The sequence below is a fragment of the Ferrimonas kyonanensis DSM 18153 genome, from assembly GCF_000425405.1.
In the GTDB taxonomy this organism is placed as follows: Bacteria; Pseudomonadota; Gammaproteobacteria; order Enterobacterales; family Shewanellaceae; genus Ferrimonas; species Ferrimonas kyonanensis.
Window position 1 is genome coordinate 168,014 of record NZ_KE384363.1, and the last position, 20,839, is coordinate 188,852.

The window sequence follows — 20,839 nt, forward strand, 5'->3', positions numbered from 1 at the left end:
TTTGACAACGTTAATTAGTTGGCAGTGCCTGCCGAAGTCATGTTGCCCTGAATCGAAGTGATGGCGCTGGTCAGTGCGGTTTTCAGGGAGCCGTCATTGAATACGACCAGAATAATCGCCGACATGGCAACCGCAATAATTGCGTATTCCACCGCCGTCACACCGCGCTCGTCCTTAATATATTGACCAAATGAAAGGTAAAATTTAGATTTGATAAAATCGAACATAATCAGGTTTCCCGAATTTAATTTGGCTACAGTGAGTTAGTATTGCTTTGCCGTTCCAATACTAGGGTTTTATCTCAAACCTGACATAGCGTTTTCTGCTTATATTTTTATAAGAAAAAATGAAAAGAATTTGTTAAAGCCTGGTTTCATCTTGCCGATACCGTATTGAATGCCATGGTACTTAATGGGGTGGAAAAATGTCGTTACTTGTATTAGGGGCACTCAGCCTGATAGTGATGATGTCTGACATCAGGAAAAGAAAAATATCAAATATAACAGTGGTTTTAATTGGAGTAATTACTGTAATTATTACCCTTATGTCCGATTCCAAAACGATAGACCAGCAGCTATTCCAGGCAGCAATTACAATTGCTGTCGGCTTCTTATTAACCATGCTAAATATATTCGGAGCCGGAGACAGTAAATTACTGGCCGCTTACTCCCTTGGCATTAGCCCGGCACTCTACCCTGGCGTGCTGTTTGTGGTCTGTGTGCTCGGCGCACTGATTGCCATCGCATTGTGGCTGAGCAATCGACAGCAGCTACGCCAACGTGGCGTCCCCTATGGGCTGGCCATCGCCCCGGCCGGGTTGGCCGCAGTGGCACTGTCTGCCATCGGCTAGCCCGACAACTGAGCAAAAGCGAAATTATCACTCTAGAATCAAAAGGAGACTCAGGAAGGGTAATGACAACGGGTAGGGAAAACACAGCCATCAGTACTGGTCTTGGCACCGACGACCGTCAACGGGGCGAAAGATGAAACACTCTATCGATGTTAAGTTCCTGAAAACCTTTGCTTGTGTCGCCGACAAGCGCAGCTACAGCGACGCCGCGGCCACCCTGTTTATGACTCAGCCGGCAGTATCACAACACGTCAAAAAGGTCGAACAACACTTCGGGAAACGGCTACTGGAAAAAAGTGCCGGTCTGCGACTGACCCGCGAAGGGCAACTGGTGTTCCTCTATTCCCAGAAAGCGCTGCGACTGCAGGACGAGATGATGAGTGAGTTCGCCAAGCTGAACCAGCAGCAGTCCCTGAGTATCGCCTTCGATGACGGCCTGAGCCCGGATCTGGTGGTGGCCATCGCTCGCGTGCTGTCTGAATTGAGCAGCCTCAATTTGACCATTAGCCGTTTCAGTGGCCCGCTTGCCGCCGGCCCTGAGGAGCGGGACCTGCTGCTGGGGATTGGTCGCACAGCGGATCAGATACCGGCCCGGGACATCATGCTGGAGCGGCCACTGCTGATGCAACACGGCAGTGCCGCCGAAGGCAATGACACCATCAAACGGGTCTTCTATTCCAGTACCCTGGAGCAGAAAGACGTCAGCGCCATCGCCGCCGATCACGGCCTCAACATTGGCGATGACTGCCTGTGGGTGCAGGCTGCGGCGGCCCCCCTGCTGCAAGACGGCGGCAATCAATCGGGGCAGTTGCTGATCGCCCCGCCTTGGTCGCTGCCGGCGCCGCAAACGGCCACCGAGCTCAGCGATCATCGGGTCAACTTCTATCTGCGGGCGTCACAGCAGTTTCGCAAGCATTTCGACATGTACGATCTCACCGACCGAATCCTGACGGTGGTGACCCAACACAGCCACAGAGAATGACCGCCAGGTTCAGCGCAGCCCCCCTCGAGCGGCCATGGCTCGGGCATAGAGGTACAACAGCAAGGCAACAATAAAAATCACTGCGATGAACCCCAACGAAAATGGATCCCCCATCACCGCCATGCCATCGCTGATGCCATAGTTGTGCACCGTGGTCACCATCATCGCCAACCAGGACACCAGCAACACTCCCACGGCACGACGGGAGCGCAGCAACAGCAGCAGAGCCCCGAGCACGCCCCCCCACACCGCCAGCGCCCAGCAGGCGACTACCCAGGACGGCAAAGCATAGAAAAATGCCAGTTGTTCCTGGGTAAACTGGGCCATGTAGTCCTGATGCCGGGTCTGGGTCATCAGATAGTCGAAGGCCCCAGCAGCATTCCACAGCAAGGCCAGTATTGCCACCAGCCACAGGTGCCAGGGGGTCGATGCGGTTGTTGGTGTCATCACGCACTCTCCTTAGTGGTATCACTCGGGCGTCGACGGCCGTCAGCGTGCCAGCCAGTCGCTGGCCAACGCCGCCATCATCACCTTGTCCAGAAAGCGGCCATGCCGAAACCCCGCCTGGCGAAGCACCCCTTCGTGGACATAGCCGGCTTTTTCATAAGCCCTGACTGCGGCGGGGTTGCTGGCAAAGGCGGTCAACTCAATGCGGTTCAGACCCAGCTGCCGGAATCCGTATTCGGTCACCAACCGGGTCACCTCAGTCCCCAGTCCCCGCCCCCAGTAACGCTTGTCACCGATCAGAATAAAATACTCGCCACAACGGTTAAGCTGACTGATGCCAACGATTCCAGCATAGCCAATCAACGCACCGCTGTCCGGGCACTCAATCGCCAACGACACGCTGCCGCGCTCATCATTAACCTGAGCCAGCCACTGGGCATACTGGGCCTGGGACTTGGGCAGGGAGAAACTGGACAGGCTGTACTGCACCACCTCCGGGTCACAAGACCAGAGGTAAAACTCGGCCGCATCCTCTACTCGCAGGCTGCGCAGACGTACCCCATTACCTTGAATCATCATACTAGTCGGTGACTCCCAATCGATTATCGCCCACCGAGCAGGCCACCACCCGCGACAAGCTGGCCAGGGGCAAGCCACTCTCATCCAGCCAGCGATTGAAGACGGCCTGAGCCTGACTCTGGCCCCGTTTTGAGGTGGGTGACGCATCCAGTAACTCATGAGCCTTGAGGTAGGCGATGATGTCTCCGGTCATCAGAAAGGTGTCGATGCCGACACTGCGCAAAAAATAGGGGCCGGTGTTACCGCCAAGTCGGCTCCCCCTCCGCTTCAGCTCCGCCCACAGGCCGATGACATCGCGGCTGTCCCACTGACGCAGCCAATGGCCGAAGCTGCCATGCTCCTCCGCCAACGCCTGCACCATCTGGGCATTGTCCATGATCGCCTGCATCTTCTTGCCATGGCGAATCAAGGCCGGATCGCTGGCTCGCTGATCCAACTGCTCCGGTGACATCAGCAGCAGTTTCTGTGGGTCAAAGCCCCAGAATGCCTGCTCAAACGCGGGCCATTTGTTGTCGACCACCCGCCACACAAATCCGGATTTAAAGATCTGGGCACTCATGGCCGACAGCAGTTGGGCATCGCTTAGGGACGCCGCCCCATCGCCGGTCAGGGGCAACAAGGCGGTCAAGGCCGCATCGCCCCCTTTACGTTCGGCGGCCCGCTGCCAGAGCGCCTTAAAGGGTTCCTGTTTACTCATTCTGTTTCACGATTTCCTGATTGAGCCCCGCCTTCGATCGGGGACGACTTAATCTTGCTCCGACACCAGCGCCGACACCATGGCCCGAAGCGCCGCCGGTTTGACCATTTTAGCCATGTAACGGTAGCCGCGCTGAGCCACCTCCTGCTTGAGCTCCTCACGGGTATCGGCAGTGATCAGCACTCCGGGCACCTCGGCACCGTAGCGGCGACGAATCTCATCCATGGCGTCCAGGCCATTGCGATGGTCATCCAGATGGTAATCCGCCAGCATGATGTCCGGTTTGAATCCCTTAAGCCCCATCTCGATGATCGCTTCTTCCAGGCTTTCCGCCAAGGCCACCTCGCATTGCCAACGCTCCAGCAATGTGGACAAGGCTGCCAGAATCGCCGACTCATTGTCGATGCACAGCACCCGAACCCCCTGCAGCGGACTCAAAGACACCAGCTTGGGCGCACTGCGGGCCGGTACTGGAGCCGAGGTCACTGGCAAGGTTACCGAAAACATTGACCCCTCCCCCAACGAGGAGCGGACTTTCAGGGTATGACCCAGTACCTTGCTGATGCGATCCACAATCGCCAGTCCCAGGCCAATGCCCCCCACCCGGGCATGCAGGTTCAGTTGTTTGAATTCGTAGAAGATCTCCCCCAGCTTATTGTCGGCAATGCCACAGCCATTATCCCACACCTGGATCTCCAGCTGTCCGCCATGCAAGCGGGTCCCCATCACCACCCGCCCCTTGGGGGCGTATTTCAGGGCGTTGGTCAGAAAGTTCTGCACAATTCGCCGCAACAGGTTGGGGTCGGTGTTGATGCTGCAGGAACGCAGGTGGGCGGAAAAGCGCTGACCGTTGCTGCTGGCCAGGGCCGAAAACTCGGTCACCAAGGGCTCGAGGATGTCCATCACATTGACGTCACTGCGGTTGACCTCCATGGTGCCGGACTCCAGCTTGGAGATGTCCAGCAGATCCGCCAGCAGATCGCCGGCGGTATGCAGAGAACCAGACACGTTCTCCACCGTCGGCAACAGCGCCCGGTCCAGCTTCTGGTGCTGTGCCAAGGCCGCCGTGAACAGCCGGGCGGCATTCAATGGTTGCATCAAATCGTGGCCAATGGCCGCTAGGAATCGACTCTTACTCTGGTTGGCCTCCGCTTCCGCTTCCTTGGCCAGCCGCAATTTCTGGTTCAGGCTGGCCAGCTCCCGGGTGCGCTCCTCCACCCGGGCTTCCAGGGTCACGTTCAGCGCCTGCAACTGCGCCTCCTGCTGCCGAAATTCGGTGATGTCGGTGAAGGTCATCACGAAGCCACCACCGGGCATGGGATTGCCCCGAATGCTGATCACCCGGCCATCCTGACGACGGCGTTCAGAACTGTGGGCGCTGCCCTGACGCATAAAGTGCACCCGTCGATTGACGTGCTCCTCGATGCTGCCGGGGCCGCAATAGCCTCGCTGGGCGTTGAACTCGATGATCTGCTCCACCGACATCCCCAGTTGCAGGAAGCCGTCCGGGTAGTGGTACAGCTCCTGGTAGCGCTTGTTCCAGGCCACCAGCTTCAGATCCTGGTCCACCACACTCATCCCCTCATAAGCGTGTTCGATGGCACCGCGAAGCATGTCCTGGGACAATAAGATCTTGGCGCTGGCTTCGTCCATCAGCGAGAACACTTCGTCCAGGGCCAGATCCCGGCCCCGCAACACGCTGTCCATCACCAGGTCCGCCGACGATGCCCCCAGCACGCTGGAGAGCAGGCGCTCGGTATGGGCGATCAGCTCCAGGGGGGCACTGCGTCCCCAAGAGCGGGAATCGACGCTGGAGGGACTGAAATCGGAAAAGCTCTGATAGGCCCGGGTCGGCCCCACAAACCGCGATGCCAACAGCAACAGATCGTGCTGAGTGACCACCCCCAGTAACTTGCTGGTGACCCGGCGCTCCTCCGGCAACTGCACAAAGGCACTGGTCTGAATCCGCTCCGCCACCCCGGCCCGGAACACCATCGACCCCACCACGTAAAACAGGCCATTGGCCAACAGGGCCAGGAACAGGTCCACCACCGTCTGGCTGACTCCAAACACACTGGTCTGCTGCCCCAGTTCCGGCTGCAGCATCACCACAAACCACAGGATGAAACCGATGGTGAGGCCGCTAAGAACACCATTGCGGTTGCCACCTTTCCAGTACAGTCCCCCTACCAGCCCCGGGGCCAGCTGAGCGAAAGCCCCGAAGGCCAGCATTCCCAACCGTGCCAGCGACTCCTGCGAAGTGATGCTCTGGTAGGCCAGCAGCCCCGCCAGCAGCAATAAAATGATGGTGATGCGGCGAGTGTTGAGCAGCAGGTTGGAAAACTGAGAAAAGTTTTGACTGCGAATGCGCCCGGAACGCAGCAGCAGCGGCACCAGCCACTCGTTGGACACCATGATGGAGATGGTCACCACCGCCACGATCACCATGCCGGTGGCGGCCGAGATGGTCCCCAGCAGCGCCACCACCGCAGTCCAGAAGTGACCGGTGGCCAGCGGCAGACTGATCACCATGGTGTCGGCAGCGGCACCGTCGGGCAGCAATAGGCCGCCAGCCAACGCCAATGGCACCACAAACAGGCTGAAAATGACCAGGTAACTCGGGAATAGCCAGCGTGAACGTTCCACCGCCCTGGGCTTATCGCACTCCACCACCATGACATGGAACATTCGTGGCAGGCACAAAAATGCCGCCATGGATAACACCGTTTCCGGTAACAGTCGCTGCAGGTGCAGGTTGTGGGACGTCTCGGTCATCAGCCCCTGGGCCCGAGCCTGCCCCAACAGGTCCCCCAGGCCATCAAACAGGCCAAATACCACCAACAGGCCGACGCCCACGAAAGCGGCCAGCTTCACCAGCGACTCAAAGGCGATGGCCAGCATCAGCCCGGGATTGTGTTCGGTGGCGTCCAGCTTGCGAGTGCCAAACAGGATGGCAAACACCGCCAGCACCGCCGAGATCAGCAACGCCAGGATGTCCCCTTCGATGGCACTGGTACCAGGCTGAAACAGGCTAAAGCTGAGCACCATCGCCTTCAGTTGCAAGGCGATGTAAGGCATGATGCCGAACACCGCAATCAGGGTCACCAGGGCCGCCAGTAGCTGAGATTTGCCGTAACGGGCGGCAATGAAATCCGCCACCGAGGTGATGCTTTGCTGTTTGGAGACGGTTACCAGTTTTCGAATCACCCCGAAACCGACGGTAAACAGCAAAATGGGGCCGATGTAGATGGGAATGAACCCCCAGGGATCGGTGGTGGCCTGACCGACGGTACCCAGAAAACTCCAACTGGAGCAATACACCGCCAGCGATAGGCCATACACCCAACGCTTGACCCGACCCGGAATCTGGCGGATATAGCGGTCGCCTCCCCAGGCGATCAAAAACAGCAGACTCAGGTAGCACAGGGCGGCAATGCCGATCAGCAGGGTCGAATTCATGTTGTTATTCTCGTTATTCCTTCAACGCTTATCATGCCAGCTCAACCAGTTAGCGCAAAGTCACCGCAGGCAACTATGCTCAATTAGCTAGACCAATGTCTAATGGTTGAACTCCGGCCATCTTGCAAAACTCACAGTCAACACGACATGAATCAAGAGAAGGATTCCTCGATGAGCACGCAGTCTCTCTATCCGGTGAATGCCGACTTCGCCGCCGGCGCAAAAGTGAACGAAGAACAATACCGCCGCATGTATCAGGAATCGGTGGTCAATCCCGAGGGCTTTTGGCGTGAACACGGTCAACGCATCAGCTGGTTCAAAGACTACACCAAGATCCGCAAAGTCTCCTTTGATGACCACAACCTGTACATCAAGTGGTTCTACGACGGTACCCTTAACGCCTCCTACAACTGCCTGGACCGTCACCTGGACAGCCGCGGCGACCAGCCGGCGATTATCTGGGAAGGGGACGACGCGTCCGAACAGTTAACCCTGACCTACAGCCAGTTGCATCAGCAGGTCTGTGCCTTTGCCAACGCCCTGCGCGGCCAAGGCGTCCAGCGCGGCGACGTGGTCACCATCTACATGCCCATGGTGCCGGAAGCCGCAGTGGCGATGCTGGCCTGTGCCCGCATCGGCGCCATCCATTCGGTGATTTTCGGCGGTTTCTCCCCCGACTCCATCGCCAGCCGCATCATCGACGGCAAGTCCAAGGTGGTGATCACCGCCGATCAAGGGGTTCGCGGTGGCCGGATTATTCCGTTGAAAGCCAACGTCGATGCCGCCCTGGACAACCCGGACGTCACCACGGTCGAGCGGGTGATCTGCCTGAAGCGCACCGGAGGGGACATTCAATGGCAGCAGGGACGCGATATCTGGTGGCACGAACTGATGGCCGTCAGCTCTCCCTATTGCCCCGCCGAAGAGATGGGCGCCGAAGATCCGCTGTTTATCCTGTACACCTCCGGCTCCACCGGTACCCCCAAGGGCGTGCTGCACAGCACCGGCGGCTACATGGTGTACGCCTCCATGACCCACGAATACGTGTTTGATTACCGCGATGGCGAGATCTACTGGTGCACCGCCGACGTAGGCTGGATCACCGGTCACTCCTACATGGTGTACGGGCCGCTGGCCAATGGCGCCACCCTGCTGATGCACGAAGGGGTGCCCAACTGGCCCAGCCCGGCCCGAATGGGCGAGATCATCGATCGCCACAAGGTCAACATCGTCTACACCGCGCCGACACTGATTCGGGCCCTGATGGCCGAAGGCGAAGCGCACTTCGACGGTTTTGACGGCAGCAGCCTGCGGGTGCTGGGCTCGGTGGGGGAACCCATCAACCCGGAAGCCTGGCGCTGGTACTACGACGTCATCGGCAAAGAGCAGAACCCCATCGTCGACACCTGGTGGCAGACCGAAACCGGCGGCATCCTGATTTCGCCGCTGCCCGGAGCCACGGATCTGAAACCCGGCAGCGCCACCCGGCCCTTCTTCGGTGTGCAGCCGGCATTGGTAGACAACATGGGCAACCTCATTGATGGCGCCGGTGAAGGCAATCTGGTGCTGCTGGATTCCTGGCCCGGGCAGATGCGCAGTGTCTACGGCGATCACGACCGTTTTGTTCTGACCTACTTCAAGACCTTCCGCGGCATGTACTTCACCGGTGACGGTGCCCGCCGCGACGAGGATGGCTACTACTGGATTACCGGACGAGTGGACGACGTCATCAATGTCTCCGGCCACCGTCTCGGCACCGCCGAAGTGGAAAGCGCTCTGGTGGCCCACCCGGATGTGGCCGAAGCGGCCGTAGTGGGCTACCCCCATGACATCAAGGGCCAGGGGATCTACGCCTACGTCACCCTCAACAAGGGCACCGAGGAAACCGAAGCCCTGCGGCAAACCCTGCGCCAGTGGGTGCGCTCCGAGATTGGCGCCCTGGCCACGCCGGACCTGATTCAGTGGGCTCCCGGACTGCCCAAGACCCGTTCCGGTAAGATCATGCGCCGCTTCCTGCGTAAGATTGCTGCCAACGAGGTAGGCAGCCTGGGTGATTCCTCGACCCTGGCGGATCCAACGGTCATCGATAGCCTTATCGAAGCCCGTCTGAATCGCAACGAATCCTGATAACCACCTATCGTTACCCTTGCCCGGCCCCACCTCGGTGGGGCTTTTTTCTGTCTGGTCGCCCGCCCCTGGTCATAAAAGTGTCACAACGCTCGCCTACCCTTGCCAAGACTCCTTCAGGTAACCGGCTATGTTTGCTGTTTTTAAAACTTTTTTTCTTCTTGGCTGCATCAGTTTTGGCGGCCCGGCAGCCCACATCGGCTACTTCAGGCGTGCCTTTGTAAGCCAACGCCGCTGGCTCAGCGACCAGCAGTTTGCCCAATTCGTGGCCTTAAGCCAGTTCCTTCCCGGCCCAGGCTCCAGTCAACTGGGGTTCGCCATTGGCTATCAGCGCCGGCGGTTACCCGGGGCCATCGCGGCCTTCGTCGGCTTTACCCTGCCCTCGGTGCTGCTGATGTTGATGCTGGCCATGGCCAGCCACCAATGGCAGGACAGCCACAGTTTTGTCGCAGTGGTTCACGGACTCAAACTGCTGGCCGTGGTGGTGGTGGCAGACGCAGCCCTGGGGATGTTCAATAACTTCTGTCGCCATCGGGTCACCGCCTCCGTGGCCATCCTCAGTGCCGCGGTACTGCTGATGGCTCCGACTCTGGCAACCCAGATGCTGGTGCTGCTGATGGCGGCGCTGCTGGGGGCCCGGCGGGGGCGAGCGACTCCGGCCTACGAAGCAGTCGACGGGCACTGGCGCTGGAGGCCATTGCTGCTGTTTGCCGCCCTGATGCTGTTGCCACTGGCGCTTCCCGGCCAACCACTGGCACAGCTGTTTGGCCAGTTCTATCAGGCCGGCACCCTGGTCTTTGGCGGTGGCCACGTGGTATTGCCACTGTTACAGCAGCTCGTTGGAGACACCCTGAGCCCTGAGCAGTTCCTCGGCGGTTACGCGGCCGCCCAGGCGATGCCCGGCCCCATGTTCACCCTGGCCACATTTCTGGGGTTTCAGTTGTCACCGACAACCCCGCTCATCGGAGCCCTGCTGGCCACCATCGCCATCTTTCTGCCGGGGTTTCTGTTGCTGCTGACGGTGTTGGGGCGCTGGCAATCCCTGGCCTGCCATCCCCGTTGTGCCGGAGCCATTGAAGCGGTCAATGCCAGTGTGGTTGGCATCCTGATCGCCGCCCTGTACGACCCGGTGTTTGTGTCCTCAGTCGCGTCCGGGCAGGATATGGCCCAGGTGCTGCTGGGGTTGGCGCTGCTCAGGGGCATGAAAATGCCCATTGTGGCGCTGGTGGCTGGCTTTTTGCTCATCGGCGTGGTGCCAACCCTGGTGTGATCGCCCCGTCACTCCGGCTGCGGGTAGATTTTGCACTTGCGACAGGGGGCGTCGGCATAACCCAGGGTGAACTTACACCGCGGACAGGGGCGCTGCTGAGGCGGCTGCACCACCAGTTGCGGCTTCGGTGGCGCCAGCACCCGCTTCAACACAGCCCCCAGCACCAGGGCTATGACCGCCAGGCCGGCTCCCATCATCCAATTCATACTGCGTCACTCATCATCTTGGTGGCCATGGCCGCTTCTCTGTGCGGCTCAGGTTAGCCCCATTGGGCCCCAGCTGTCTGTGACCGGTGGCTAACGGCCATAAAAAACCCCGCCGAAGCGGGGCAAGGACGGAAGGAGCCATTAACTGAGGCTGGCACCGGACGCCAGTACCACCCGGTTGCGCCCTTGCTCCTTGGCGCGGTACAACGACTGGTCCACTCGTTTGATCAGTTGGTTGAGACGCTCGCCCGGCAACGTCTGCGCCACCCCGAAACTGGCGGTTACCGAGGTTGCCATCGGCATCTGCTCGATCAATGCACGCAGTTTTTCTGCCAACAGACCGGCGCTGGCTTCGTCGGTGCCCGAACAGATCACCAGGAACTCCTCGCCGCCCCAGCGCCCCAGGTGATCCACCTTACGCACGTTCTCCTTCATGCTCTGGGCAACCTGCACCAGCACCTCATCCCCGATCTGGTGACCCAAGCTGTCGTTGATGGCCTTAAAGTGGTCCAGATCCATCAGAATCACAGAGAAAAACTGCTGATAACGCTGATAACGCTCCATCTCCGCCAGCATCAGCTGATCGAGGCGACGACGGTTGTGAACATTGGTCAGCACGTCGGTAACCGACATCTTTTCGATGGCTTTACGATCGGTGATGTCGGTGGCCACCTGCGAGAAACCGATCACCTGACCTTTACTGTCCAGTTCCGGAGTGATCACCGTATCCACCCAGTACTCCTGGCCCTCTTTGTGCAAGTTCCTCAGTTCTCCGCGCCAACTCAGGCCGTTGGACAGCGCCTGTCGAATCTCCTGGTGCTGCTGCAGCGGGTTCTCTGGGTGGCGAACCACGGCGTGGGTTTTGCCCTTGAGCTCCCACAGCTTGTATCCGGAGGTCTCGCAAAACGCACTGCTGGCCTGAGTGATTCTGCCCTGGGCGTCGGCGCTGCTGGTAATCACATGCTGATCCAGACGCTCGGTGGTTCGCCTCAACTCCCCGAGAGTATCCTGTAATCGGTTCTGCAAGTGCGCCGGAACCACTGCTGCCACCCAGGACAACGGAAAGGAGATCAAAATAACGCTGCCGGCAATCAACAGTGCCGCCAGCGTATTGGCTTCCATCATCTGGGTCAGCGACTCGCGGGTGGGCGTCATGATCACCTTGAGCTTTTCGCCGTTATCAAACAACTCATCGATGCTGAAGCTGTGCACCTGAGTATTGCGACTGTCACTGCCTGCCAGTATTGCCGGCGCCAATGCCGGCATCATATCGAACAGGGTGCTGCGATTGGGCAGATAGCGACTCCAGGATTGAGCCGAATTCGGGCTGACCAGCACCTCCCCATCGCCATCCACCAGCAGCACTTCGAAATCCACCGCCCGGGTTAACTCCTTGAGCATCAGCTTGGCTTCGGTATTGATGATCACCATTCCGGCAAAGCGGTTGTCCACATAGATCGGGGTCGCCACCCGGAACGTCGGCCGAATCGGCTGCTCCAGGGCACCGTTTTCCCTGTTCAGATCCAGTTTGGAGTGCCAGTGCTGTCGCGCCGGCAGATGACGGGTCTCGGCAAAATAGTAGCGCTGACTCTTATTCTGCAACCGATCCGGGCTGACCAGAGCCGGGTTGATGTCGCCGCGCCGACGATCCACTCGAACCCGTTCCATGCCGGAACGATCCAGATAACGGACCTGCATGTACTCTGGTTGCGACCGAGCCGACATCAGGAACAGATTGTTCATGGCCTGCAACCGCTCCTCAGAGGGGGCATCGATGTACGCCAGTGTTAGCGGGTTCTCCGCCAGAGCGGTCACCATTGACTCCAATGACGCCACCGAGGTACGCAGCTTTTCCAGTTTCAGGTTTTTTTCCGCATCAAACCTGTGCTCTACCGACTGGTCGATGTTGGTAGACTGCAACCGATAGTTGATCAGTGACGACAACAAGGCCACGGCAATGCCGAACACGATAAAACACACCGACAACAGCAGGTAACTGTTACGGTTGCTCAGCGACCGCTTGCTCAGCCACCGGTTGATAAAGCTCTCTCTACTCATGAATCGAAACCAGTCCGCTGCACCCAATAAGGAGGCATGCTACCGCAAACGCCGCTAACTGACAGTGGTCCGCGCTGTGGTCGTTTCGGCCCGGGCCACGGCCCTCCTTCGACGCCCTACCGCATTTGCGGTCAACGCAACAGTCCCATTTTGGGGGATTCCTGGCCCCATTTCGCCCCATATTGGCCTCTCGGTGGTCCCACCTCGAAGGCGTTGACCGAGGAATTCATAAAAAGTTAAAACGCGATCACAGTCAGACTTCACCCCCATGCCGACGACTGGCGGCCAATTGTTGGTCATTTGAGTCATCAAAGCGATCCCCGACGAGGACCCCGATTGATAATTGCCTGCTGGAGGTGTAGAAAGAGAAACACGATTCTTCGAAGGCGAATTCGCAATGTCCAAGATCAAAAACGAAAAAGCGTTACTGAAGAAAGCGATGCAGATAGGTGAAGCCTACGCCGTCAAGGCAGGCTACCACTCTTTCAGTGGCACCGATTCGGCGGATCAGAAGGTAGAGTGCATCTACCGTTTGCTGGTGCACGACAAGCTGCTGACGCCCCTGCCTCAGGAGCAGGAAAACGGTGTCAACATGAAGCACCGACTGGTGAAATGGATCGCCGGCAAACTGCCCAAAGACCACCCCCTACTGCAATAATTTCCCCGGGTGCGGCTTGCCGCACCGTCTTCACTGTCCAGCGTACGGCCAACAGATTGATGCAACTTCGTCCATACCAACACGCCTCGGTTCAGGCGGTGATTCGTCACTTTCGTCTGCACCAGAGCCCGGCGCTACTGGTGCTGCCCACCGGTGCCGGAAAAAGCGTCATCATCGCCGAACTGGCGCGATTGGCCCGGGGGCGGGTGTTGGTCTTGACCCATGTACAGGAGTTGGTGGAACAGAATCACAGCAAGCTGGTGGCCATGGGCCAGAATGCCGACATCTTCTCCGCCGGCCTGGGTAAGAAGCAAGCCGATGGAAAGGTGGTATTTGCCTCGATTCAATCCCTGGCCGCCGCTCCTAAGGCCTGTGACCAGGCCTTCTCCATGGTGATCATCGACGAGTGCCACCGGGTCAACCTCAGTGGCGACAGCCAGTATAAACAGGTGATTGATGCCCTGAATCACGCCAATCCGTCGCTGAAAATACTGGGGCTGACGGCCACCCCTTATCGGTTGGACCAGGGCTGGATCTACCAACAGCACAGCAACGGCACCCTGCGTAGTGCCGATCCTAAGCCCTTTAAAACCTGCCTGTTCGAGCTGCCCATCGGTCAGTTGATCAAGGAAAAGTTCCTGACTCCGGCTCGCATCATCGACGGCGCCGTGGCCTCGTTGCTGCTGCCCAGCGACAACGACGATCCGGACACCATGCTGATCAACCAGGGCCGAGCCACCAGCCTGATCTGTGATCAGCTGGTAAAGCTGGGGCCGCAGCATCAAGGGGTGCTGGTGTTTGCCGCCTCGGTACGCCATGGCGAGGAGATTGTCGGCAAACTGCCTGCCGGGGACAGCGCCCTGATCACCGGCGCCACCCCGGGGCCGGAGCGGGACACCATCCTCCATCAATTCAAGCAGCAGAAACTCAAGTACCTGGTCAATGTCTCGGTGTTAACCACCGGTTTTGATGCCCCGCACATCGACCTGATCGCCATCCTGAGGCGTACCGATTCGGTGGCGCTGTTCCAGCAGATGGTGGGGCGGGGACTGAGGCTGCATCCGGGAAAGACCGAGTGCCTGGTGCTGGATTTTGCCGGCAATGGCTATTCGCTGTTCTCTCCGGAGGTGGGCGAACCCAAGCCCAAAGCCGACGCCAGTGTCGTCGAGGTTCCCTGCCCCAAATGCGGTCACCACAACCATTTCTGGGGCAAGGTGGATGACAACGGCTGCATTCTCGAGCACTTTGGCCGCCGCTGCCAGGCATTGATCGAAGACGGTAACACTCAACAGCAGTGCGATTTTCGATTTCGATTCAAAGAGTGCCCTAACTGCCTGGCCGAAAATGACATCGCCGCTCGCCACTGCCACCAGTGTGATACCGCCCTGGTGGACCCGGATAAACGCCTCAAAGAGGTATTGAAACTCAAGGATTACCTGGTTCTGCGCTGCGCCGGCATCGCCTTTAGCCCGGTCCAGCTCAAATCCGGCCAGGCGGGCGTCAAGGTCAGTTGGTTCGACGAAGACGGCACCGAGGTCAGCCAACACTTTGGCTTTACCACTGCGGGTCAAAAAGGCGCCTTTTACCACAACTTTGCTCGCATGCACCTGCGTGCCCCGGGCACGCCTCTGCGACTGCCGAACGTGGAGGCGATTCTGGCCTCGGCGTCACTGTTTCGCCACCCCGACTTTGTGGTGGCCCGCAAAGAAAAATACGGCTGGAAGGTGATCGAGACCCTGTTTGACTATCGAGGTCGCTACCGGAAAGCCGATAGTGCTTATTAGTGATACCGATTGAACTGTGATAACCCCATATAAAATAAAGAAAATTCGTTTTACAGTATAAAAAACCCAATTTAGCGTTAGCCGCAATGTATGGTATAAATTAGTCAGAATTTTGATGGAGAACCCCATGTTTGTTGTCATTTTTGGCCGTCCCGGCTGCCCTTACTGCGTTCGTGCCAAACAGATCGCCGAATCCCTGACCGAATCCCGCGAGGACTTTAAGTTCCGCTATGTGGACATGCACGCCGAAAGCATCAGCAAGGAAGATCTGGAAAAGACCGTCGGTAAACCGGTTGCTACCGTGCCTCAGATCTTCATCGATCAGGAACACGTTGGCGGTTGCACCGAATTTGAAGCCTACGCCAAAGAAAATCTGGGCCTGTACGCCTAACCGCACCAAGGGCGGAAACAGGACGTTTCCGCAATGCCCCTTCAACACCGAGATCCCTCTCACACCTTCACAAATAGAAACGATTATCATTTGCAATTAATGGCAATTCAAGCGACACTGACCACTCTCATCCCATTCCAAGGAATCGACCGCTGTGCCCCACATCGCCACCCAAGCCAGTTCAGAGCGATTACTGATCCTTAAACAGGCGTTTTTCAACGGCATCGTGGCGACACTGGCCAGCATCGGCCTGGGATTTGGCTTTAAACTGTGGCTGGCTCAGTGGGTAGCCAAGTCGGACCTCGCTCTCTATAACACCGTCATCGACGTCATCTCGCTGTCGCTGATCCTGTTGACCGGATTCCGTTCCTCGATGGTGGTCAGCTACAGCCAGACCCGCAAAGACCGCGATATCATCAACATCTTTCGCATCAGCTTAATCCTGATGGTGCTGCTGACTTGGGGCTTGGTCATCCCTTACATCAAGCACCGCCTCCACATCGATGTGGGCTATTTCGAGCTGGTGGGGGTCATCATGGCCATGGGACTGAAGGTCTACGCCAGTAATCTTCTGGGAATGTACCGCCTGTACCACCTCAGCAACCGTTTTACCTGGATAGAACCGCTGGCCAACATCGGCTTCTTCCTGGTGTTGTGGTTTGGGCTGCAACTGGGCGCCATGCAGGCCCTGTTTTACAGCATGATTCTCTCCAGCGGCAGCACCGCCATCTACATGTTGCGTCAGCGGCGCAAGGTGATCGCCACTCAACCCATTGGCAAAGTGCAGATGGAACCGGCGATGGTGGCCTATGTGAAGAAGAGCTTTACCGCCGCCCTTGAGGCCGGTGCCAGTATCCTGATGATCTACATCACGGTGCTGCTGACCATTCGCGACTTCAGCATCAGCGAATTGGGGGACTTTCAGGTGGTGATACGGCCGATCCTGACCTACATGACGCTGCTGTTCGTCTTCCCCATCTACCGCTTCGTGTTGCCGGAGTTAACCCATTGTCTTCGCGATGGCGCTCATCATCAGGTCGAGGCGATCAAGCGCTGGGTTTTTCGATTGTCAGGAACGGTCGGAGTCACGTTCTTTGCTATCACCGCCCTGTTTGGTGACACCCTGATTGGCTGGCTGTTTCCCGAAGAGTACGCCCAGGCGGCGCCGGTGCTCACCCACCTGGCCCTGTTCTTTGTCTTTATGATGCTGAACGCCTACCAACTGGCTTACATTAAGGCCAACGGCCGTTTTACCCTGAGCCTGGCCATTCGACTGACCGGCATTGTGACCCTGCTGATCAGCTACAGCATCCTAACCCTGCTCACCGACAACGTGGTGGCGGTGGTGATTGCCCAAGGCTGCGGCTACGTGATGATGTTCGTTCTGTCGATGTTCGCCGAACACCAGCTGCAGCGGCGCCACCCTGGTTCCGGGCTGCAAACCGCTTAGGCGACCAAGGCGCAGCGGCTCCCGGACTCAACTGCGTTTAATGCGAACCACCTTCATCACCTCGACCTCAAATCCGGCGACACTCTCCACATCGGCGTAGTAAGTCAGATTGACCCGGGCCCCTTTCAAACTTTGGTAACGCTGTTTGCGCTTATATTTGAAGGCCACAGAGTGGCCCTCCAGCATCAGGGTATTGCTGATCCAGTCGCCGCTGTCCCGCTGCACGTGAGACACCACTTTCATAAACTCGGAGTGAACCAGTTGCCGATGCCGCTGAGTCAGGGCCGTGGGGTCGGAGGCTTTCATCAGCATACCCTGGTCAGTTGATCGGCCAGGGTCAGGCAATGACGGCGCAGGGTATCGATCACTTCAGGGTCGATGTCGGTTTTTTGCTCCAGCTCAGTCTTCAGTGCCGCCGCCTGTTGTTGAAGCGCCTGGCCAGTTTCGGTCAGGGCAATCACCTTGCGGCGTTCATCCTCACTGCTGACGGTACGGGTCAACATCCCTTTTCCTTCCAGGCGCTTAACCACCGGGGTCAGGCTACCGGGGTCGAGCCGGGTTTGTCGGGACAGTTCGGTCAGGCTGACCCTGTCCTCCAGCCACAGCGCCTGCATCACCAGATACTGACCATAGGTCAGATCAAATCGCTCCAGCAGAGGCCGGTACGCTCGAGTCAGCGCATTACTGGCGGTATAGAGGGCAAAACACAGGTTGTCTGACAATTGCGGTTTCATAAATTCTCCCGAGTGAAGCTGCATCATACCCGTCCGCAAGCATTTCTCAAATAATTAGCGCGCAAAACATTTGTGCTCAAACAGTTCATGCGCTACAGTGGCGACATTAGTTAGCGCGCAAACCAATTGCACAACAGTCATTAAGGATAAACCATGAACAGCCACATGATTACTCTGGCCAGTCGCCCGGTAGGCCTGCCTACCGCTGACAATTTTCAACTGCAGTCCCAGGAGCTGGCGCCGCTTCAACCCGGGCAGGTACTGATTAAAAACCTGTGGATGTCGGTCGACCCTTACATGCGTGGCCGTATGATTGACCGCAAGAGTTACATCGCCCCCTTTCAGCTGGGCGAGCCACTGGAGGGCGGTGCCATCGGCGAAGTGATTGAGTCCCAACACCCGGATTTTTCCGTCGGCAGTCATGTCAGCAGCATGCTGGGCTGGCGCAGCCACTTCATCAGTAATGGCGACGAATTGACCCGCCTGCCTGACACTCCGCTGCCGCTGCAGAGTTTCCTCGGCATTATGGGCATGCCCGGCATGACCGCCTGGGTCGGACTCAATCGCATTGCATCGCTCAAAGCCGGCGACACCGTCTTTGTGTCGGCGGCATCGGGTGCTGTCGGCAGCGCCGCCTGTCAGATCGCCAAACTGGCAGGCTGCACCGTCATCGGCTCCACCGGCTCGGCCGAAAAAGTAGCCCAGTTGAAACAGCTGGGTGTGGATGAGGTGATCAACTACAAGCAGGTGGCCTCCCTCAGCGACGCCATCGCCACCGCCGCACCACAGGGCATCGATGTCTATTTTGAAAATGTCGGCGGCGATCATCTCGAAGCGGTGTTGAACCACATGAACGATCATGGCCGCATCGCAGTGTGTGGCATGATAGCCCAGTACAACGACACCGAGGCTCAACCCGGGCCGGCCAACCTGGCCAACCTGATCATCAAGAAGCTGAAGATGGAAGGCTTTATCGTGTTTGATCACTGGGATCATTATGGCGAATTCGCCGCCCAGATGGGCCAGTGGCTTGCCGAAGGAAAAATTCAGGCTCAGGAAACCGTTTATCACGGACTGGAGCAGGCAGCCAATGCCTTCATTGGCCTGTTTGAAGGCAAAAACAACGGCAAGATGCTGGTGAAACTGGCCGACTAACCGCCGTTTGCCCGGGGTTGGCGCCACTCCCTTCCGGCGCCAACCCCAACTCAGTGTTATGCTTACTGGTACGGGTCAGGGAATGTCGCGCCAGTGGAGGAAGGAATAGTGCATCACCATGCGTTGATCAATGCCTTAAAGGCCAGCCAAAACTGGATTAACCAGTTCAATCACGGCAATCTCGACTACTGCGTCGCCAGCTACACCGAAGAAGCCCAACTCGAAGTGATTCCCATGGGGCGCTTCGAGGGACGCGATGCCATTCGCGAGTTCTGGCAGGGCATCATGCAATCGGGCGCCGCCGACCTCTGTTACCGCAAAACCTGGCTGAAACTCATCGATGACAACAATGTCCAGCTGGGCAGCGAGTGGTCAATGAACATCGGCCATGGCATCATCACCTTGGAACAGTGGCAACGTCAGGCCGACGGCCACTGGAAACTGACCCACGATGCGTTTGAAATACTGGAGCAATACTAATTCCCCCTCTGCCCCACAGTTGCAACTTGCTTCAGCTGCCGCTAATTTAAAGGGCTGACGCTTCGACCAAGGATCGACATGGACAGTTTGCAATTCACGCAGGTCGCCCCACCCAACGACAACGAGATCGCGGCACTAAAGCAAGGACTGACCGGCTTTAACGATGCGGTCAGTGGCAGCCTGCAACATGAAAAAATTGCCTGCTTCATTAAAAACAGCTGTGATGACATCGTTGGTGGCATCGCCGGTGAGGTAAAGCTTGGCTGGCTCCATGTCGACGGCATCTGGGTTCAGGAGTGCCAGCGACGACAGGGAGCCGGCTCGCGGCTGCTTGCTCAACTGGAGGGGTACGCCCACGCCAAAGGCGCTCACGGCATCCACATCAAAACCACCAACTTCATGGCACTGGAGTTCTACCAGCAACACAGCTACGAAGTCTTTGCCAAGCTGGAAGACATGCCTCCGGGGTATGTCAGCTTTTTCCTAAAGAAAGAACTCAACGCCCAGATGTAAGTCATCGCTGCTGCGACAGGCCACCATCAACGTCGTCCTGGCTGGGCGTCAAAGAACCGGTACCCAGCAACCAATCAGTGAGCGGCCAGGTAATGTTAAAGTTGACTCGATTCATTCGTTTCGGGTGATGATGCAGTCGATGGCGCTCGCGCATTCTGGCCAAGCACCCTATTCGGAACAACCGGTGAGTCGCCGGCAGATGCCAGCAGAAGTGGCTGACCTCGTACCACAGGTAGGCGGCCACCGTCGTCGCCAGCCACAACCAACCACTGTTGGCCCCCAACCATGCTGACAACAACAGTCCAACCGCCGCATTGCTTAGGCTGATCACCACAATCAGATACAGCGGAAACAGCACCACCCGCCAATCGCGACTGTCCCGACACAGCAGATCCTGGTGAGTGAAAAAACGATGATGATCGCCACTGTGACGTTGATAAAACAACGGCAGAATTCGGGTCCGCCGGTGCCCGAGCCAGCGATGAGCGACGTACTCAAGCACATTGGCGATCAACAGGGCCACCGCCACTGTCCACCATTGCCACCCCGACACCGACTCCAGTTGTCCCAGAGCCAGGGCGATCACTCCGCTTCCCAGCAGCGCCACAGCCGCCGCATGCCAAGGCCCGCGGTAATTGGCCGATACCCCCTGCCGGTAGTGTCGCTGAAAAGCCCGTTGCTGCTCCATCGTATCCATGCTGGCGATTCCCTTTGCTATGCCCGATCGCTCAAGCTAACGGCATTGCCACCAAACTACAACCGCCGGAAAAATCATCAATGAACAAAACTAAAATAAAACAGGCACTCACTATCGACGACCGCGCAAACTCCAATGCCCATTGCCACGACGCATTCACTCATAAGACCTTTCCATGGCACAATCTGTTCAAAACACCCCAACAAAGTGACATAATACCCCACCAAAATGGCATCAGATTTACAAATAAAACCATTAACAACAGATGTTTAGAGTAATTCGCTAAGGCGTAAATGGCAGGT

General features: G+C 57.8%; 21 protein-coding genes. 11 read left to right on the plus strand and 10 right to left on the minus strand.

Annotation, left to right across the window (positions count from 1 at the left end):
* Positions 1–14: 14 nt before the first annotated feature.
* Positions 15–227, minus strand: a complete 213-nt coding sequence (locus tag H598_RS0114290; protein ID WP_028113610.1) for a Flp family type IVb pilin — start codon at positions 225–227, stop codon at positions 15–17.
* A gap of 197 nt (positions 228–424) precedes the next feature.
* Between H598_RS0114290 and H598_RS0114295 the strand changes: the two genes are divergently transcribed.
* A complete protein-coding gene (locus H598_RS0114295; RefSeq protein WP_028113611.1) occupies positions 425–850 on the plus strand; it encodes an A24 family peptidase in 426 nt (141 codons plus the stop codon).
* Positions 851–983: 133 nt separating this feature from the next.
* Positions 984–1,832, plus strand: a complete 849-nt coding sequence (locus H598_RS0114300) for a LysR family transcriptional regulator (protein WP_028113612.1) — start codon at positions 984–986, stop codon at positions 1,830–1,832.
* Positions 1,833–1,841: 9 nt separating this feature from the next.
* Here H598_RS0114300 and H598_RS0114305 read toward each other — a convergent pair whose 3' ends face one another.
* From H598_RS0114305 to H598_RS0114320, 4 genes are read right to left on the minus strand one after another with little or no spacing between them, the layout of a single operon-like run.
* The gene (locus H598_RS0114305; protein ID WP_028113613.1) at positions 1,842–2,279 is read right to left on the minus strand and encodes a hypothetical protein; all 438 of its coding nucleotides are present in this window, start codon (positions 2,277–2,279) and stop codon (positions 1,842–1,844) included.
* 42 nt (positions 2,280–2,321) lie between these two features.
* Positions 2,322–2,858, minus strand: coding sequence for a GNAT family N-acetyltransferase (locus tag H598_RS0114310; protein WP_028113614.1), 537 nt, complete (start codon positions 2,856–2,858; stop codon positions 2,322–2,324).
* Between the two features lies 1 nt (position 2,859).
* Positions 2,860–3,555: a DNA-3-methyladenine glycosylase I gene (locus H598_RS0114315; RefSeq protein WP_028113615.1), complete on the minus strand. Its 696-nt coding sequence runs from the start codon at positions 3,553–3,555 to the stop codon at positions 2,860–2,862.
* 48 nt (positions 3,556–3,603) lie between these two features.
* Positions 3,604–7,014, minus strand: a complete 3,411-nt coding sequence (locus tag H598_RS0114320) for a hybrid sensor histidine kinase/response regulator (protein WP_028113616.1) — start codon at positions 7,012–7,014, stop codon at positions 3,604–3,606.
* A 171-nt stretch (positions 7,015–7,185) separates the two neighbouring features.
* Here H598_RS0114320 and acs point away from each other — a divergent pair, with 171 nt between their 5' ends.
* Together acs and chrA are read left to right on the plus strand one after the other, a co-directional pair.
* Complete coding sequence (acs, locus tag H598_RS0114325; protein ID WP_028113617.1) at positions 7,186–9,141, plus strand: acetate--CoA ligase; 1,956 nt, start codon at positions 7,186–7,188, stop codon at positions 9,139–9,141.
* Positions 9,142–9,271: 130 nt separating this feature from the next.
* Positions 9,272–10,411, plus strand: a complete 1,140-nt coding sequence (gene chrA / locus H598_RS0114330) for a chromate efflux transporter (protein ID WP_028113618.1) — start codon at positions 9,272–9,274, stop codon at positions 10,409–10,411.
* 8 nt (positions 10,412–10,419) lie between these two features.
* Here the strand turns inward: chrA and H598_RS0114335 are convergent, their stop codons facing one another.
* Positions 10,420–10,617 (minus strand): hypothetical protein, encoded by a 198-nt coding sequence (locus tag H598_RS0114335; protein ID WP_156897061.1) that lies wholly within the window; start codon positions 10,615–10,617, stop codon positions 10,420–10,422.
* A gap of 141 nt (positions 10,618–10,758) precedes the next feature.
* A complete protein-coding gene (locus H598_RS25665; protein WP_051252740.1) occupies positions 10,759–12,675 on the minus strand; it encodes a sensor domain-containing diguanylate cyclase in 1,917 nt (638 codons plus the stop codon).
* Positions 12,676–13,072: 397 nt separating this feature from the next.
* Between H598_RS25665 and H598_RS0114345 the strand changes: the two genes are divergently transcribed.
* The 4 genes from H598_RS0114345 to H598_RS24460 all read left to right on the plus strand — a co-directional run bounded on the left by H598_RS0114345 (position 13,073) and on the right by H598_RS24460 (position 16,958).
* Entirely contained in the window at positions 13,073–13,333 is a 261-nt protein-coding gene (locus H598_RS0114345) for a DUF5062 family protein (RefSeq protein ID WP_028113620.1), read from the plus strand.
* Positions 13,334–13,392: 59 nt separating this feature from the next.
* A complete protein-coding gene (radD, locus tag H598_RS0114350) occupies positions 13,393–15,117 on the plus strand; it encodes a DNA repair helicase RadD (RefSeq protein WP_035415948.1) in 1,725 nt (574 codons plus the stop codon).
* A 127-nt stretch (positions 15,118–15,244) separates the two neighbouring features.
* A complete protein-coding gene (locus H598_RS0114355; protein ID WP_028113622.1) occupies positions 15,245–15,508 on the plus strand; it encodes a GrxA family glutaredoxin in 264 nt (87 codons plus the stop codon).
* 154 nt (positions 15,509–15,662) lie between these two features.
* The gene (locus tag H598_RS24460; protein ID WP_425402364.1) at positions 15,663–16,958 is read left to right on the plus strand and encodes a lipopolysaccharide biosynthesis protein; all 1,296 of its coding nucleotides are present in this window, start codon (positions 15,663–15,665) and stop codon (positions 16,956–16,958) included.
* A 27-nt stretch (positions 16,959–16,985) separates the two neighbouring features.
* Here the strand turns inward: H598_RS24460 and H598_RS0114365 are convergent, their stop codons facing one another.
* Together H598_RS0114365 and H598_RS0114370 are read right to left on the minus strand one after the other, a co-directional pair.
* Positions 16,986–17,264 carry a hypothetical protein gene (locus H598_RS0114365; protein WP_028113623.1) on the minus strand — a complete coding sequence of 93 codons (279 nt, stop codon included), beginning with the start codon at positions 17,262–17,264 and terminating at the stop codon, positions 16,986–16,988.
* Positions 17,264–17,692, minus strand: coding sequence for a MarR family winged helix-turn-helix transcriptional regulator (locus H598_RS0114370; protein WP_028113624.1), 429 nt, complete (start codon positions 17,690–17,692; stop codon positions 17,264–17,266). Before H598_RS0114370 ends, H598_RS0114365 begins: the two co-directional genes overlap by 1 nt.
* Positions 17,693–17,845: 153 nt before the next feature.
* Here H598_RS0114370 and H598_RS0114375 point away from each other — a divergent pair, with 153 nt between their 5' ends.
* The 3 genes from H598_RS0114375 to H598_RS0114385 all read left to right on the plus strand — a co-directional run bounded on the left by H598_RS0114375 (position 17,846) and on the right by H598_RS0114385 (position 19,840).
* A complete protein-coding gene (locus H598_RS0114375; RefSeq protein WP_028113625.1) occupies positions 17,846–18,847 on the plus strand; it encodes an NADP-dependent oxidoreductase in 1,002 nt (333 codons plus the stop codon).
* Between the two features lie 93 nt (positions 18,848–18,940).
* A complete protein-coding gene (locus H598_RS24465; protein WP_156897062.1) occupies positions 18,941–19,327 on the plus strand; it encodes a YybH family protein in 387 nt (128 codons plus the stop codon).
* A 78-nt stretch (positions 19,328–19,405) separates the two neighbouring features.
* A complete protein-coding gene (locus H598_RS0114385) occupies positions 19,406–19,840 on the plus strand; it encodes a GNAT family N-acetyltransferase (RefSeq protein WP_156897063.1) in 435 nt (144 codons plus the stop codon).
* Between the two features lies 1 nt (position 19,841).
* Here the strand turns inward: H598_RS0114385 and H598_RS24470 are convergent, their stop codons facing one another.
* Positions 19,842–20,537, minus strand: coding sequence for a sterol desaturase family protein (locus H598_RS24470; protein WP_084144479.1), 696 nt, complete (start codon positions 20,535–20,537; stop codon positions 19,842–19,844).
* Between the last annotated feature and the right edge of the window lie 302 nt (positions 20,538–20,839).

Excerpts from the sequence above, each read along its gene's own strand:
- H598_RS0114290 (WP_028113610.1), bottom strand. The coding sequence starts at position 227 with ATGTTCGATTTTATCAAATCTAAATTTTACCTTTCATTTGGTCAATAT.
- H598_RS0114295 (WP_028113611.1), top strand. The coding sequence starts at position 425 with ATGTCGTTACTTGTATTAGGGGCACTCAGCCTGATAGTGATGATGTCT.
- H598_RS0114300 (WP_028113612.1), top strand. The coding sequence starts at position 984 with ATGAAACACTCTATCGATGTTAAGTTCCTGAAAACCTTTGCTTGTGTC.
- H598_RS0114305 (WP_028113613.1), bottom strand. The coding sequence starts at position 2,279 with ATGACACCAACAACCGCATCGACCCCCTGGCACCTGTGGCTGGTGGCA.
- H598_RS0114310 (WP_028113614.1), bottom strand. The coding sequence starts at position 2,858 with ATGATGATTCAAGGTAATGGGGTACGTCTGCGCAGCCTGCGAGTAGAG.
- H598_RS0114315 (WP_028113615.1), bottom strand. The coding sequence starts at position 3,555 with ATGAGTAAACAGGAACCCTTTAAGGCGCTCTGGCAGCGGGCCGCCGAA.
- H598_RS0114320 (WP_028113616.1), bottom strand. The coding sequence starts at position 7,014 with ATGAATTCGACCCTGCTGATCGGCATTGCCGCCCTGTGCTACCTGAGT.
- acs (WP_028113617.1), top strand. The coding sequence starts at position 7,186 with ATGAGCACGCAGTCTCTCTATCCGGTGAATGCCGACTTCGCCGCCGGC.
- chrA (WP_028113618.1), top strand. The coding sequence starts at position 9,272 with ATGTTTGCTGTTTTTAAAACTTTTTTTCTTCTTGGCTGCATCAGTTTT.
- H598_RS0114335 (WP_156897061.1), bottom strand. The coding sequence starts at position 10,617 with ATGAATTGGATGATGGGAGCCGGCCTGGCGGTCATAGCCCTGGTGCTG.
- H598_RS25665 (WP_051252740.1), bottom strand. The coding sequence starts at position 12,675 with ATGAGTAGAGAGAGCTTTATCAACCGGTGGCTGAGCAAGCGGTCGCTG.
- H598_RS0114345 (WP_028113620.1), top strand. The coding sequence starts at position 13,073 with ATGTCCAAGATCAAAAACGAAAAAGCGTTACTGAAGAAAGCGATGCAG.
- radD (WP_035415948.1), top strand. The coding sequence starts at position 13,393 with ATGCAACTTCGTCCATACCAACACGCCTCGGTTCAGGCGGTGATTCGT.
- H598_RS0114355 (WP_028113622.1), top strand. The coding sequence starts at position 15,245 with ATGTTTGTTGTCATTTTTGGCCGTCCCGGCTGCCCTTACTGCGTTCGT.
- H598_RS0114365 (WP_028113623.1), bottom strand. The coding sequence starts at position 17,264 with ATGAAAGCCTCCGACCCCACGGCCCTGACTCAGCGGCATCGGCAACTG.
- H598_RS0114370 (WP_028113624.1), bottom strand. The coding sequence starts at position 17,692 with ATGAAACCGCAATTGTCAGACAACCTGTGTTTTGCCCTCTATACCGCC.
- H598_RS0114375 (WP_028113625.1), top strand. The coding sequence starts at position 17,846 with ATGAACAGCCACATGATTACTCTGGCCAGTCGCCCGGTAGGCCTGCCT.
- H598_RS0114385 (WP_156897063.1), top strand. The coding sequence starts at position 19,406 with ATGGACAGTTTGCAATTCACGCAGGTCGCCCCACCCAACGACAACGAG.
- H598_RS24470 (WP_084144479.1), bottom strand. The coding sequence starts at position 20,537 with ATGGATACGATGGAGCAGCAACGGGCTTTTCAGCGACACTACCGGCAG.